At 61.5% G+C, this 13,034-nt stretch carries 16 protein-coding genes and 1 pseudogene; 7 read left to right on the forward strand and 10 right to left on the reverse strand.

The annotated features are described in order from the left end of the window. The 5 genes and pseudogenes from N675_RS14545 to N675_RS14220 form a co-directional block, all read left to right on the forward strand. Positions 1–1,150 (forward strand): annotated as a pseudogene (locus N675_RS14545) (helicase SNF2); the annotation flags it as partial. An 8-nt stretch (positions 1,151–1,158) separates the two neighbouring features. Next, positions 1,159–1,623, forward strand: a complete 465-nt coding sequence (locus tag N675_RS14550) for a helicase-related protein (RefSeq protein ID WP_231577914.1) — start codon at positions 1,159–1,161, stop codon at positions 1,621–1,623. 600 nt (positions 1,624–2,223) lie between these two features. Then, positions 2,224–2,421, forward strand: coding sequence for a hypothetical protein (locus N675_RS03050; protein WP_038038046.1), 198 nt, complete (start codon positions 2,224–2,226; stop codon positions 2,419–2,421). 6 nt (positions 2,422–2,427) lie between these two features. Then, entirely contained in the window at positions 2,428–2,832 is a 405-nt protein-coding gene (locus tag N675_RS03055) for a hypothetical protein (protein ID WP_038038047.1), read from the forward strand. Beyond that, positions 2,804–2,965: a hypothetical protein gene (locus N675_RS14220; protein WP_156100800.1), complete on the forward strand. Its 162-nt coding sequence runs from the start codon at positions 2,804–2,806 to the stop codon at positions 2,963–2,965. Before N675_RS03055 ends, N675_RS14220 begins: the two co-directional genes overlap by 29 nt. Before the next feature lie 548 nt (positions 2,966–3,513). Here N675_RS14220 and N675_RS14815 read toward each other — a convergent pair. The 9 genes from N675_RS14815 to N675_RS03090 all read right to left on the reverse strand — a co-directional run bounded on the left by N675_RS14815 (position 3,514) and on the right by N675_RS03090 (position 8,655). Continuing rightward, positions 3,514–3,846, reverse strand: a complete 333-nt coding sequence (locus N675_RS14815; RefSeq protein ID WP_051914002.1) for a VRR-NUC domain-containing protein — start codon at positions 3,844–3,846, stop codon at positions 3,514–3,516. Next, positions 3,744–4,283: a DUF1917 domain-containing protein gene (locus tag N675_RS14225; protein ID WP_156100801.1), complete on the reverse strand. Its 540-nt coding sequence runs from the start codon at positions 4,281–4,283 to the stop codon at positions 3,744–3,746. Before N675_RS14225 ends, N675_RS14815 begins: the two co-directional genes overlap by 103 nt. A gap of 3 nt (positions 4,284–4,286) precedes the next feature. After that, positions 4,287–5,486 (reverse strand): hypothetical protein, encoded by a 1,200-nt coding sequence (locus N675_RS14555; RefSeq protein WP_038038048.1) that lies wholly within the window; start codon positions 5,484–5,486, stop codon positions 4,287–4,289. 57 nt (positions 5,487–5,543) lie between these two features. Then, entirely contained in the window at positions 5,544–6,206 is a 663-nt protein-coding gene (locus N675_RS03070; protein WP_038038049.1) for a hypothetical protein, read from the reverse strand. Further along, positions 6,196–6,783 (reverse strand): primase C-terminal domain-containing protein, encoded by a 588-nt coding sequence (locus tag N675_RS03075; protein WP_051914004.1) that lies wholly within the window; start codon positions 6,781–6,783, stop codon positions 6,196–6,198. The genes N675_RS03070 and N675_RS03075 overlap by 11 nt, the downstream gene beginning before the upstream one ends. After that, positions 6,773–7,123: a bifunctional DNA primase/polymerase gene (locus tag N675_RS13460; RefSeq protein ID WP_051914006.1), complete on the reverse strand. Its 351-nt coding sequence runs from the start codon at positions 7,121–7,123 to the stop codon at positions 6,773–6,775. Before N675_RS13460 ends, N675_RS03075 begins: the two co-directional genes overlap by 11 nt. Next, positions 7,120–7,362 (reverse strand): helix-turn-helix domain-containing protein, encoded by a 243-nt coding sequence (locus tag N675_RS03080; RefSeq protein ID WP_038038050.1) that lies wholly within the window; start codon positions 7,360–7,362, stop codon positions 7,120–7,122. The genes N675_RS13460 and N675_RS03080 overlap by 4 nt, the downstream gene beginning before the upstream one ends. A 62-nt stretch (positions 7,363–7,424) precedes the next feature. After that, a complete protein-coding gene (locus N675_RS03085; protein ID WP_038038051.1) occupies positions 7,425–8,015 on the reverse strand; it encodes a hypothetical protein in 591 nt (196 codons plus the stop codon). 286 nt (positions 8,016–8,301) lie between these two features. Beyond that, the gene (locus tag N675_RS03090) at positions 8,302–8,655 is read right to left on the reverse strand and encodes a hypothetical protein (RefSeq protein WP_038038052.1); all 354 of its coding nucleotides are present in this window, start codon (positions 8,653–8,655) and stop codon (positions 8,302–8,304) included. An 867-nt stretch (positions 8,656–9,522) separates the two neighbouring features. Between N675_RS03090 and N675_RS14235 the strand changes: the two genes are divergently transcribed. Next, the gene (locus N675_RS14235) at positions 9,523–10,065 is read left to right on the forward strand and encodes a hypothetical protein (protein ID WP_156100802.1); all 543 of its coding nucleotides are present in this window, start codon (positions 9,523–9,525) and stop codon (positions 10,063–10,065) included. On the opposite strand, the gene N675_RS03095 is transcribed toward N675_RS14235, so the two are convergent. Further along, a complete protein-coding gene (locus N675_RS03095; RefSeq protein ID WP_038038053.1) occupies positions 9,947–10,702 on the reverse strand; it encodes an ABC transporter substrate-binding protein in 756 nt (251 codons plus the stop codon). The two genes, N675_RS14235 and N675_RS03095, sit on opposite strands and share 119 nt — an antisense overlap. Positions 10,703–11,569: 867 nt before the next feature. On the opposite strand from N675_RS03095, the gene N675_RS03100 reads away from it, so the two are divergent. Then, positions 11,570–12,718 carry a hypothetical protein gene (locus N675_RS03100; protein WP_038038054.1) on the forward strand — a complete coding sequence of 383 codons (1,149 nt, stop codon included), beginning with the start codon at positions 11,570–11,572 and terminating at the stop codon, positions 12,716–12,718. Positions 12,719–13,034 lie beyond the last annotated feature (316 nt).

Below are 13,034 nucleotides of genomic sequence, written 5' to 3' on the forward strand. Positions count from 1 at the left end.
CTACGAGTGTGTGATCGTCGACGAAGCACACCGGGCGGGACGCCGCAACCGCGGTGCATCGCACCGGAACGAGAAGGCCGATCCGAACAACTTACTTCGCTTCCTCCAACGTGTGGCCGAGCGGACGCGCAGTCTGCTCCTCGCGACGGCGACACCAGTGCAACTGGATCCGATCGAAGCGTGGGATCTACTGGAGGCGCTCAATCGCGGCAATGAGACTGTCCTTGGAAGCCGGTACAGTCGATGGCTAACCCGCCCGCGCGAGGGGCTGAACTACGTGCTCAACTGGGCGAAACCACCGGAGAATCTACGAGAACTGTGGGAGTGGGTTCGTGACCCACTGCCACCGGCAAGCGAGGCACCAGCATTCGAGATTCTTCGCCGGTCGCTCAATATGAACGAGACTGAGAGTTGGGCACCACCCGAGGCGTTCGATCGCCTCTCCCAACCAGCACGGCGGCATTTGGAATGGATCAGCCGCGAGTTCTTCCAAAACTACAATCCTTTTCTCCGGCATATTGTCCGACGGACACGTGAGTATTTGGAGCAGACCATCGACCCAGAAACGGGGGAGCCATATCTCACGCCGGTACGGGTACGCTTATTCGGTGAAGGCGAGCATGATGCGCTCTTGCTCCCACCGCTTCTCCAAGATGCCTACAACACTGCTGAAGAATTTTGTCAAGAAGTGGCATCGCGTCCTGGGTTCAATTCGGGCTTTCTCAAAACACTTCTCCTGCGCCGCGTCGGGAGCACGATTGAGGCGGGACGGCTGACAGCACAGCGCCTGCTTGAAGGGAGGGAGCAATCGGAAGAGGACGAGGAAGATGAACGCCCATCGTCCCTTCACCCGCTCACGCAGCGAGAACGGGAGCTGCTCGAACGATTTCTCCAGTTGCTCGAAGCGGCGCGAGCAGCAGATCCCAAATTGCAAGCGGTCACGGACATTCTCTGCCACGGTGTAGACGATACCGAACCTTGGCGCCAGTATGGCTGCATCGTTTTCAGCCAGTATTACGACTCAGCCCATTGGATTGCTCAGCACCTCTCCCAGTATCTCCCTGAAGAAGAGATTGCCTCTACGCTGGAGCAAACAAGTCGAAGCTTTTTTCAAGGGGGAATGCGACACACGTTGGCCGGGATGTGCTGAAGGAGCGTGTGCAACGAGGTGAATTGCGTATTCTCGTCGGGACCGATGCTGCTTCCGAGGGACTTAACCTGCAGCGTCTTGGCGCCCTCATTAACGTTGACCTCCCGTGGAATCCGACGCGGCTTGAACAGCGCAAGGGACGCATTCAACGCATCGGGCAACCACGGCCAATAGTATTCATCTATAACCTGCGTTACCAGGGATCGGTCGAAGATCGGGTGCATCGTCTGTTATCAGCACGGCTCCAAGCAATTCATGCTCTCTTCGGACAACTTCCCGATACGCTCGAAGACGTGTGGATTGCGCTCGCTCTACGCCAAGAAGAACGGGCCCGACAAATCATCGATGCAACCCCTTTGCAGCACCCCTTCGAACTACGCTATCACCGGGTTACCCCAGTGGACTGGGAGTCGTGCGCTGCCGTACTGGAAAAGACAAGTCAGCTGGAGTTTCTGCGGCAAGGATGGAAGTAAAGATAACATGGCGGTGTCCTGTTGATAGCACGCTAACAAAGGAGGCGGCATTTTCTGGTCAAAGAGTTCCCCTGCGTGAGGTCTCCTCTCGTGGTCGAGCATCTGCCGGTCAGCGAACTACCTGCGACATGGGAGTGTCTAGCGCAAGCACGCAACACGGCAAAGGTAATCGCCGTTATCCTCGATCAGTTGCGCATGGCGAGCACCACGCGTAAGCACTGGTATCTATAAGGAAACCCTTGACGGATTCCCCCGCTTTCGTGCCTCGCTAAACGCAAGAGACCAGGCTGTCTACCGCGCGATTCTGCATGGAGATCACGTCGGTGCACCGTCATCAACATCTCGTTAGCGCAAGCCACGCGCGTTTGATCAGCGTGTCGCACGCTCGATCTGCCAATAGCTCTCACTGAACTCGAACCGGAATTGGTGGATCGATGGACAAGCAGTCGGGAACAGGTTAGCACCCGTGCCCTACCCTCTGAAGCGGCAGTAGCATTAACCGGTTGGAGGACACGTACAGCTGAGTGCAACCAAATCGATGGGAGTTGAGCTTCGTCCCGCTATCCCCGATACTTACTCGTGACGACAAAGGGGGAACACATGACAGCACGGCTGACGCACGAAAACGAGATCCACGAGTTGACCCCTGAGGAGGCCCGGGAACTCTTCGAACGCGAGGCGCAACGGCGCCTGCACATGAGTGGTGATGAGTTCAAGCGGCGCTGGCAAGCCGGTGAACTTGACCCGGAAGACCCCAATGTCCGGATGGTCGCGCTGGTGCTGCCGCTCGCGCACTAGCACACGATGGCCGGCAAGACCCGCCGTGAAGCGATCGCTGCCTACCTCGAGCCGCTCAAGGAAACCCTGGCGTGTGTTTGCCCCCAGCGCTACCGGCACGTTGCCTATCACGGGCCTGATCCAGCCGGTCTCTCCGTGCTCGTTGTGCATCGCCTTGAGCCGGTGCCGCTGCGCCGGCAAGACGGGTCGCGCCTGTGGTTTGAGGTCAGGCAACTGTTCCGCGTCGTCGAGACGGAAAGATTGCGCGGCCCGTACACCGTGGCAACGGCCGCCTACCTCTACCAGATCTCCTACGACGACGGACGAGAACTCCTTGCATTCCACTGGCATCCCCCATGGTCAAGGGAAGAGAACGACGCCGCACGTGCATATCGGGCCGGCGGTGGAGCAAGTAGCGGAACGTGTCCGTGAACTCCACATCCCCACGGGATACGTCTCGCTTGAAGCAGTCGTCCGGTTTCTGATCGATGGGCTCAGCGTCGCTCCCCAGCGCTTTGACTGGAGCGAGGTGCTTGCACGGAACGAGGCACGACACAACCAGTAGCGCACGTGAGAGCGCGAGTGTCCATGGGGATCACGCGCGTTCGCCAGCCAATGCCGCTGCAGCCGCGCCCCGCGAACGGCGATACGCCCACGACATCGGAGCGTGCACCACCCCACCGACCGCGTTTCCTGGCCATGCAAGCGGCTCGAGTCCGTCGCGAGCGGTTCCTGGCAGCACAACCCGGCTTGCGGGAAACATTTCCCGATTTTTGAACAGAACCATTCTGGGGTGGGGCGGCGGGTCTCAGGCTGCCCACCGCGACGATTTCATCCCCCCATCGTGCATGGGAACCGTTCCCTTTTCCAGGGCCGTCATCACGGTCAGGGTCACGGGAAGCGCGTGCCCATGATGACGGGTTGGCCCGCAGTCTTTCCCACTCGTTGAACACGCGCAGTACCCCTCACGTTGTATGGCATCATTCCCCCTTCCCCAGGACCAACAGTGGTCACCGTGGGGGGCAGCGTGCTTTTTCTTTTTTCTTCGTTGGAAAAAACATGAACGATACCGCTCGGTGGTGCCGTGCACGGCGCGCAATGAGCAGCGCTTTTTTAAAGCCGGAAAAATAGCATGCACCTGCAACTGAAAAGCCGCAGGTCCATGCACCAAGGGTGCGCATGGGCCTCAGACGCCCCCGCTCCCTGCAAGGCCGCAACGATTTCATCCCAATCCGACGGCCGCCAGACACGAACGATGATGCCAGGTACTTGTTGGAGCACGGCAAGCCAGGCCTCTTGCGCCGGCGAAAGCTTGCCACGTTCAGTCTTGAGTTCGGTCAGGATCAACGGCCGGCCTGGCTTGGCGAGCACCAAATCTGGGAAGCCCGCTGGCGAGCGCACCGAAATCCAGGTATGATAGACCTGCCAGCCGAGCAACCGACGCATGAGGGAACCTCATCAAAACCTCGACGAAACCTCGACGCTTCTGGGTGGGTGTGCCGCCGCCACAGCTCCCGCGGCGTCGTCTCCCGGGCACCCGGGTCGAGCCAGCGCCGCCGGCCGTGCCAGTCATAACAACTGATGGGCCGAACGAAGCCGAGCCGGAAGCGGAGCACCCGGCGGATGCGCAAGACGGCATCACGATCACCGACATCCGCAACGTAGATCCTGAGTTCGTAGCGCCGGCCGCCGGCGATCGGCTTCAGGCGGGCAGCTGGGCCAAGGTCACCGGCACGCACGGCCGCGCTCACCTTGTCCCAGACACGGCCGGCATACGATGGCCGCAGGATCGAACGCCAGAAGCCGGCCTGCTGGGGATTGAGCCGCTCGACGCCGGGAGCGTAGCACCACTCGCTCGGTGTTCTTGTCCGGGTTGTCATCATCCGTCAGCCTCCTTTCTGTTCGCTCAACCATCCGCGTCGGCGCGCCTCGTCCGGTGAGGCGATGACGCTTTCAGGCGTCATCGTGCCCGATGGCCAAACCACCAGCTGACCCTGTCTGGCCAGCCACTCCAGTACAGGCTGCAGCGTCGCAAACGGCACCCCAACGACTTCAGCCAGGCGATACGCATAAACACCGCCTAGCCGGCGGAGTCGTATGCATACCTGCTCAGCAATGGCGGCATCGAACATCATTGTGTGCATTTGGGGAGCAACACCGCAACGGTCGGCGATTTCCGCGTCAGCATCGCCAAAACACCGTTGCTCCCCGGGGCGCAACGGTGGCGCAACGCTCGCAACGCTTCCCTCGTCCGGGGGCGATGGGCGTTGCGGGTGTTGCGGGGGTGTTGCTCCCCCGGGCGCAACGGTGTTTTCCGCGTCGTGATCGCAATCTCCGGCGAGCGTTGCGCCGTTGCGCTCAGAAGTGAGCAGCAACGTTTCTGGCTCGGGCAACGCCGTCACCGGCGGGGGGCAATGGCTCCCCCGGCCGCAGTTTGGCTGGCCGGCCTCGCCCCGTTTCCAGGTTGACGAGGTGGCCAAGTTCGACCGCGCGCCGGACATGCCGGCTGATGCGCGATTTATCGCGGCCGAGCAGGCGCGCAAGCTGCGCAAGCGACACCGTCTCTTCTGGATCCTGACACAGCTCGGCCACGGCCGTGACAACCTCGCGCACCCCGGCGTGATCCCGCCGGAAACGATGACACCATAGAGCGGCGCCACGAGCTGATAGACGGCGCGGTAGTCTTCCAGCGTGGCGATGATCCGGCCGTGGGTATCGCGCTCGCGTTGCCGCTGGTGGAGGAGCGCATGGGCGCAGATCAGGTTCAAGAGTTGGGGAAAGTCGCGCCGCATCCGCACGAGATCCGCCGACACGCGTTCGGCGAGCCGTTCGGCATAGGGGATCGTGACGCTGCGCGCTCCCTCGCGCTCAAGCCAACGTTGCAACGCATGCCACGGCGCGAGATCCGGCGGTTCGGGAGCGCTTCCGTTGGCAGCCCGGCCAATGGCGAGGAGCACGGCGCGGGTGGCCGCGGGATCTTCCGGCACGCTCACGGCGAGCAACCGCGTGGCCAGCTCATCTTCGACGCCTTTCGTTGTCGTCGTGACGAGTCCCGTCGGCCCCGCAAGCTCGATCGTGCGGCTCACGAGCCCGGCCGCTGTCGTCTTTCTCGACAGTCGGATAGCGCACGCGGCCTTCCCAGGTCACCGAGCGCATGATCGCCGCGCAATGCCGTCGCGGTGCAGGCCAGCCGCCTCGGTGACGAGCAGCATCCGGTGGCTGAGATTGCCACCCAGGTAGAGCAGGCCCCGCTCGGACATGCCGGTGAGGGCAACGATCGCGTCGGCCGGGAAGAGCTGGGCAACCGTCGAGATGAGCAGCGTCTTGCCCGCACCACTGGGGCCCTCGACAAGCAGGTTCACCGGCCGCTCAAGCAGGCGGCTCGTCAGCACGAGGTACACCAGCGCCGGTAGGTGCTCGCCGCCGGGTGGTGGCATCCAGCCGAGCGCGGCGACGGTCTCCGTGACCCGGGTGAGCAGCCGGGGATCATCCAAAAGCGCCAGGGCCGCGGCGAGCGCTTCGCCGTCAAGTGTCTCATCTGCCTCGCTCGCGCCGGGTGGTGGCCCGGCGAGGTACTCCAGCAAGCGTTCGCGCACGATGAGCAAGTCGTCGGCCAGTGCGGGGTTGCCGGCGCGTTCGGCGAAGCGGCGGCGATCCCGTTCACGATCGAGGTTAAGCCGATCGGTGGCGAGCAGCTGGTTGTCGACAAGTGCGGAGACGGTGGCCCGCAGGCCATCGCGCAGGACGGGCTCTTCAACCAGGTAACGCACACCATGGACGATGATTTCGAAGGCATCACCGCGCATCGGCCACCTCCAGGCGGATGATGCGCCGGCGGCTGCGAGGGACTGGTGCGTCCGGCGGACGTGCGGGTGCGTAGCGCGCGACGGAACGCGCGATCTTAGCGAGCTCGCGCTCGTCAAGTGGCGGCCGGCAGCGTGAGGCGTTCAGAATCCGCAGGCACGCCAGGATTTCTGGCTCGGTGCAGCCGCGCCGGCGGAGCGTGCCGGCAAGCGAGGTGAGCCAGCGGTTGCGTTCCCCTTCGCCGATCGTCGGTGGGAGTTCCTTGCTGCTCTGGCCAGGATGCCGGCGCGCCTGGTGGGCCAGCGGCAGCAGCCAGTCCGGCAACGGTGCGAGCGGCAGGTCGGCAATATGGGCGCCCGTGTCCCAGAAGTAGCGCCCGGCCGCGCTCCGGCTCGGCGGGAGAACAACCTGCGCACCAGCCGCTTTGAGTTCGAGTCCTGGCGCAAGCGTCACGGTGGGCACATCTGGTGGCGCAATAAAGTGGTAGTGGGCTCCCCCACCGCCAGTTAGGCCGGTTGGCGTTGGCGGCAGCGGCTCGTGCGTGGCCTCGAGATCGGCGAGTGCCTCGTCACCCGCCATGGCGCGGATCGACGTCGAGCACAACATGGCCACCGCCGAGCGCAACGCCGACGTTGGCCAGTGGCCACCGCTGCCACCAGGCCGCGATCGTGGCGGGGTCGCGCGTCGCTCGTCGTGGCCAGTCGGCGAGAATCGGATGTTTCCCCGCGGAGCGGCATGACGGATGACCACAGGAGCAGTGGCCAGCATCGTCCACCCAGTGGAGCGGGATGAGCGGCCAGCCGCGTTGCACGACATACCAGGCGGCAGCCTGCGCGAGCGTGGCGGTGGTATCCTTTTCATAACCACCAGCGACAACCCGCTGCACCGCCGCCCCGGGAACCGGCCGGGGCGGGTTCATCGTTCGACCTCCAGCCGCGCCCAGATTTCCTCTTCCGTCAGCCCCAAGGCTGCCGCGAGTGCTTTCGTTGGTACCCGGTAGCGACGGCCGCCGACGCGGACGATCGGAACGCCGGGGGCAAGTTCGTTTTGCCACCGAGCAAGCTCGTAGGCTAACGTGCGGCCGACGCCTAACAACCGGGCAGCCTGGGTCACGCTGACTGTTGCTGGTCGGGGTGTTGTGGTGTATGGTGTTGCCACGGTGCGTCCTCCTTTCGCTGATCGATCCTCTCCATCGATCAGCGTACCGGACGCACCTAGCTTTACGTCAAGGCTTGATTTTGGCGTGATTTCGCTTGATAGAGGCTTGATGCTCGCGCGAGCACCATCAAGCCTCCGCGCTGCTCAGCGCTGCCAGGCGCGGCGTCCGGCTTCGGAGAGCACGGGGTCGGGGGGCGGGGAGAAATGGTTTGAGCCAGGCGTACTTCGGATCGGTGTGGAACTCCCAGAAATACCGCCGCACCGACGACTCGGCGACTGTTCCGTCGAGCTGGCGGATGACGTCCTTTCAGCGTCAACCCCTTCAAGAAGAGCTCGGCAACCATATGTTTGGCGCCGGAGAGTTTTTGGAGGTGCTCTGTGACCTCGTCCCGCGGGGAGCGGAGATAGAGCGCGAGTAGCCACGCTTCTGCTGCGCGGTCGTCATGCTCGATGCGCACGGGGAAAAGGACCCGCGCATCCCCTTCCCGGAAGAGCCGAACCAGCCGGTCGAGGAGACAATGGACGGGGAGAAACGTGTAGCAGTCGATTGTCGTGCGCCCGTGATATTCCGCGATCCGGAGAGCGAGACCACTCTGAACGGGTTGTGGGATATGCGTGATCGGTGCGACCTCGGGTCGGGTGACGGCTGCCATGGTCGGGACAACCCACCAGTTGCCGGTGGGTAAAGGACCCAGCGCGGTGAAGCCAGAAGATCCCAGACCCAGTAGTCGGCCTTGTCGATGGTGACCACGTACGGCAAATCACCGTCGCCGACGCGTACTCCCCAGGCATCGGTCAGGGAAACACCATACCCTCTAGACCGTTTCCGCGGGAAGACCGTGGCACGGAGCCAGGACTCGACCGCGGCGCTCGGCGCATCAACAATCACTGACCAGGCTCGGGGGAGAAAGCCGCCTGCGGCCAGATGGTTGATAAACGTTAGCGCCTGTGGGGGTGGGGGCTGGGCTGGAGGGGTTGCAGGGCGGTGGCGAGCGCGAGACTCTTGGAGGTACTGGACCACGGGGAGCGGAAGAACTGCAGCGCGTGGAGCGCCCAGCGTCCGTCGCCTTCCCAGACCGCCTGAAGCTGGACCACTGTGGTATCGTCCGCATCCCGGTAGAGTTGTCCCCGATACGCAGCCGCGCCGAGACCGCACTCTTCCCGTGCCATGTCGCAGACGAGTCCCGCCTCCTGCAACACTTCTTCGATCTGCGCCACGAGGTTCTCTGTGTGTGGGGTCGCGCACCAACCGACGATACGCCAGTCGAAAAGGAACCAGTGTCCTATACCCATCGCACACACTCCTTCCGTCGAGTCAGTCAGCAATCCAGTTAGCAACCACGCCAGCACTGGCCGGACAGCGCAGCACTCCAACGATACCACAGGCGCATACGAACGCACAGAACGGATACACTAGCACGCACCAACACGTTGGTCGGCAAACTTCAAAATCGCTGGGCGTCGGTCGTCCCGGCGCTGGTGGGTTCGACTCCCATCCGCCCTCGCCAGCGTCTCACCCCTGGCATCACGCGGATTTGTTCCGCTGCTTTCTGGTCGCTGTCTTTTCCAAAGATGCTGGGGCACACAAAACAGCCAAGAGGCAATCTCAACAGCAACGGGCACCAGTCCGAACCTGTGCCAGAACACGCCGGAAAACTCGTTTCCTCGTTGAGTCAAGCAAGCAGAGCTGGGCATAGACATGGCAGAATTTCCCTGTAGACAAGATTGCACTGTCGGTCAGCTCACCAGAGTAGACCGGGGTAGCTTTACGTCCCTTCAGCCAGAGGCAACTCCTAGCACTCAAAGTCGATGACAGACACGGCCTTCTCCACTTCGTTGAGCCTACGATCAGTGTAGCAGCACAGTGTACAGTGATTACTTCATCACACCTCTCTGGTGAATTCAGAGTGAAGACAGTCAAACACGAACGTCATGCCAACGAACTAGGCTGAACATATACCACTATATAGGAAAAATCCTCGATGTGTCATTGCAGCCGAAACGGCAAAATTTCTTCTTTCTCCGCATGAAGAGGCAGAGCAGTTTCAATATGATCACGCAGGCGGCACACTATCTGTTTACGGTTGCCAGGATGGGCAAGGAACGATAGAATCGCCTCGGGTAGGCGTTGTGTAATCTGCCGGGAAGTAGGTGAAGTACATGCGGACACGGGAAGAGATTTACGGGGCGCTGTTGGAGGAATGGTTAAGCAAAGGGCTCGATCGTCGGCAGTTTCTCCGGCTAGTCGCCATGGGTGCGAGCGCAACGTCGCTGGCCCTGATACTAGCCGCCTGTGGCGGCTCGAAGACCGGCTCGGTCAGCACGCCAGGCCAGCCAACCCGCCCAGCCAGTTCACCGACACCAGCTGGCACACCCACGCCAATCGCTCAGACAATTGGCAAGGCAGCGATGACGCCAAATCCAATGCCGACCTCGGCGCCGTTTGTCAATAAGCCATTCCTCATCGCCCTCAACGTCGAGCCTGACTCACTCGACGTCCATGACTCGTTCTTCAACGCCTCACTCGGCGTTGACAAGTGCATCTATGAGGGCTTAGTTGGACTCGATGACAAGATGCGTATCGTCAACCAGTTGGCTGAATCGTGGGAACCTTCGGCCCGACGGGAAAGGAATTCACCTTCCGGCTGGATGGGCAAATGGTTGCAACCATCGCCGCAAATCGTGACTTGGCTACCAGTTTGACGGTGCCGTCATCGATCACTTCAACATGGTCAAGCCAGGCTGCGAAGTACTGGTGGCGCTTCAGCCCGGTCTCGTTCAGAACCCGATCGAAGTTGGCTTTCACTGCCTGGGCGTTGAACGGCGTGCCGTCATGGAAAGTCACTCCTTTGCGCAGCCGGAAGGTGAATTCTTTCCCGTCGGCCGAAGGTTCCCACGATTCAGCCAACTGGTTGACGATACGCATCTTGTCATCGAGTCCAACTAAGCCCTCATAGATGCACTTGTCAACGCCGAGTGAGGCGTTGAAGAACGAGTCATGGACGTCGAGTGAGTCAGGCTCGACGTTGAGGGCGATGAGGAATGGCTTATTGACAAACGGCGCCGAGGTCGGCATTGGATTTGGCGTCATCGCTGCCTTGCCAATTGTCTGAGCGATTGGCGTGGGTGTGCCAGCTGGTGTCGGTGAACTGGCTGGGCGGGTTGGCTGGCCTGGCGTGCTGACCGAGCCGGTCTTCGAGCCGCCACAGGCGGCTAGTATCAGGGCCAGCGACGTTGCGCTCGCACCCATGGCGACTAGCCGGAGAAACTGCCGACGATCGAGCCCTTTGCTTAACCATTCCTCCAACAGCGCCCCGTAAATCTCTTCCCGTGTCCGCATGTACTTCACCTACTTCCCGGCAGATTACACAACGCCTACCCGAGGCGATTCTATCGTTCCTTGCCCATCCTGGCAACCGTAAACAGATAGTGTGCCGCCTGCGTGATCATATTGAAACTGCTCTGCCTCTTCATGCGGAGAAAGAAGAAATTTTGCCGTTTCGGCTGCAATGACACATCGAGGATTTTTCCTATATAGTGGTATATGTTCAGCCTAGTTCGTTGGCATGACGTTCGTGTTTGACTGTCTTCACTCTGAATTCACCAGAGAGGTGTGATGAAGTAATCACTGTACACTGTGCTGCTACACTGATCGTAGGCTCAACGAAGTGGAGAAGGCCGTGTCTGTCATCGACTTTGAGTGCTAGGAGTTGCCTCTGGCTGAAGGGACGTAAAGCTACCCCGGTCTACTCTGGTGAGCTGACCGACAGTGCAATCTTGTCTACAGGGAAATTCTGCCATGTCTATGCCCAGCTCTGCTTGCTTGACTCAACGAGGAAACGAGTTTTCCGGCGTGTTCTGGCACAGGTTCGGACTGGTGCCCGTTGCTGTTGAGATTGCCTCTTGGCTGTTTTGTGTGCCCCAGCATCTTTGGAAAAGACAGCGACCAGAAAGCAGCGGAACAAATCCGCGTGATGCCAGGGGTGAGACGCTGGCGAGGGCGGATGGGAGTCGAACCCACCAGCGCCGGGACGACCGACGCCCAGCGATTTTGAAGTTTGCCGACCAACGTGTTGGTGCGTGCTAGTGTATCCGTTCTGTGCGTTCGTATGCGCCTGTGGTATCGTTGGAGTGCTGCGCTGTCCGGCCAGTGCTGGCGTGGTTGCTAACTGGATTGCTGACTGACTCGACGGAAGGAGTGTGTGCGATGGGTATAGGACACTGGTTCCTTTTCGACTGGCGTATCGTCGGTTGGTGCGCGACCCCACACACAGAGAACCTCGTGGCGCAGATCGAAGAAGTGTTGCAGGAGGCGGGACTCGTCTGCGACATGGCACGGGAAGAGTGCGGTCTCGGCGCGGCTGCGTATCGGGGACAACTCTACCGGGATGCGGACGATACCACAGTGGTCCAGCTTCAGGCGGTCTGGGAAGGCGACGGACGCTGGGCGCTCCACGCGCTGCAGTTCTTCCGCTCCCCGTGGTCCAGTACCTCCAAGAGTCTCGCGCTCGCCACCGCCCTGCAACCCCTTCCAGCCCAGCCCCCCACCCCACAGGCGCTAACGTTTATCAACCATCTGGCCGCAGGCGGCTTTCTCCCCCGAGCCTGGTCAGTGATTGTTGATGCGCCGAGCGCCGCGGTCGAGTCCTGGCTCCGTGCCACGGTCTTCCCGCGGAAACGGTCTAGAGGGTATGGTGTTTCCCTGACCGATGCCTGGGGAGTACGCGTCGGCGACGGTGATTTGCCGTACGTGGTCACCATCGACAAGGCCGACTACTGGGTCTGGGATCTTCTGGCTTCACCGCGCTGGGTCTCTTTACCCACCGGCAACTGGTGGGTTGTCCCGACCATGGCAGCCGTCACCCGACCCGAGGTCGCACCGATCACGCATATCCCACAACCCGTTCAGAGTGGTCTCGCTCTCCGGATCGCGGAATATCACGGGCGCACGACAATCGACTGCTACACGTTTCTCCCCGTCCATTGTCTCCTCGACCGGCTGGTTCGGCTCTTCCGGGAAGGGGATGCGCGGGTCCTTTTCCCCGTGCGCATCGAGCATGACGACCGCGCAGCAGAAGCGTGGCTACTCGCGCTCTATCTCCGCTCCCCGCGGGACGAGGTCACAGAGCACCTCCAAAAACTCTCCGGCGCCAAACATATGGTTGCCGAGCTCTTCTTGAAGGGGTTGACGCTGAAGGACGTCATCCGCCAGCTCGACGGAACAGTCGCCGAGTCGTCGGTGCGGCGGTATTTCTGGGAGTTCCACACCGATCCGAAGTACGCCTGGCTCAAACCATTTCTCCCCGCCCCCGACCCCGTGCTCTCCGAAGCCGGACGCCGCGCCTGGCAGCGCTGAGCAGCGCGGAGGCTTGATGGTGCTCGCGCGAGCATCAAGCCTCTATCAAGCCGAAATCACGCCAAAATCAAGCCTTGACGTAAAGCTAGGTGCGTCCGTACGCTGATCGATGGAGAGGATCGATCAGCGAAAGGAGGACGCACCGTGGCAACACCATACACCACAACACCCCGACCAGCAACAGTCAGCGTGACCCAGGCTGCCGGTTGTTAGGCGTCGGCCGCACGTTAGCCTACGAGCTTGCTCGGTGGCAAAACGAACTTGCCCCCGCGCGTTCCGATCGTCCGCGTCGGCGGCCGTCGCTACCGGGTACCAA

Source organism: Thermorudis peleae (genome assembly GCF_000744775.1).
GTDB classification, from domain to species: Bacteria; Chloroflexota; Chloroflexia; order Thermomicrobiales; family Thermomicrobiaceae; genus Thermorudis; species Thermorudis peleae.

Coding starts and splice junctions, on each gene's coding strand:
- N675_RS13460 (WP_051914006.1), bottom strand. CDS start 7,123: ATGAACCCGCCCCGGCCGGTTCCCGGGGCGGCGGTGCAGCGGGTTGTC.
- N675_RS14815 (WP_051914002.1), bottom strand. CDS start 3,846: ATGCGTCGGTTGCTCGGCTGGCAGGTCTATCATACCTGGATTTCGGTG.
- N675_RS03050 (WP_038038046.1), top strand. CDS start 2,224: ATGACAGCACGGCTGACGCACGAAAACGAGATCCACGAGTTGACCCCT.
- N675_RS14225 (WP_156100801.1), bottom strand. CDS start 4,283: ATGATGACAACCCGGACAAGAACACCGAGCGAGTGGTGCTACGCTCCC.
- N675_RS03090 (WP_038038052.1), bottom strand. CDS start 8,655: ATGGGTATAGGACACTGGTTCCTTTTCGACTGGCGTATCGTCGGTTGG.
- N675_RS03055 (WP_038038047.1), top strand. CDS start 2,428: ATGGCCGGCAAGACCCGCCGTGAAGCGATCGCTGCCTACCTCGAGCCG.
- N675_RS03095 (WP_038038053.1), bottom strand. CDS start 10,702: ATGCGGACACGGGAAGAGATTTACGGGGCGCTGTTGGAGGAATGGTTA.
- N675_RS03100 (WP_038038054.1), top strand. CDS start 11,570: ATGGGTATAGGACACTGGTTCCTTTTCGACTGGCGTATCGTCGGTTGG.
- N675_RS14235 (WP_156100802.1), top strand. CDS start 9,523: ATGCGGACACGGGAAGAGATTTACGGGGCGCTGTTGGAGGAATGGTTA.
- N675_RS03075 (WP_051914004.1), bottom strand. CDS start 6,783: ATGGCGGGTGACGAGGCACTCGCCGATCTCGAGGCCACGCACGAGCCG.
- N675_RS03085 (WP_038038051.1), bottom strand. CDS start 8,015: ATGGCAGCCGTCACCCGACCCGAGGTCGCACCGATCACGCATATCCCA.
- N675_RS03070 (WP_038038049.1), bottom strand. CDS start 6,206: ATGCGCGGTGATGCCTTCGAAATCATCGTCCATGGTGTGCGTTACCTG.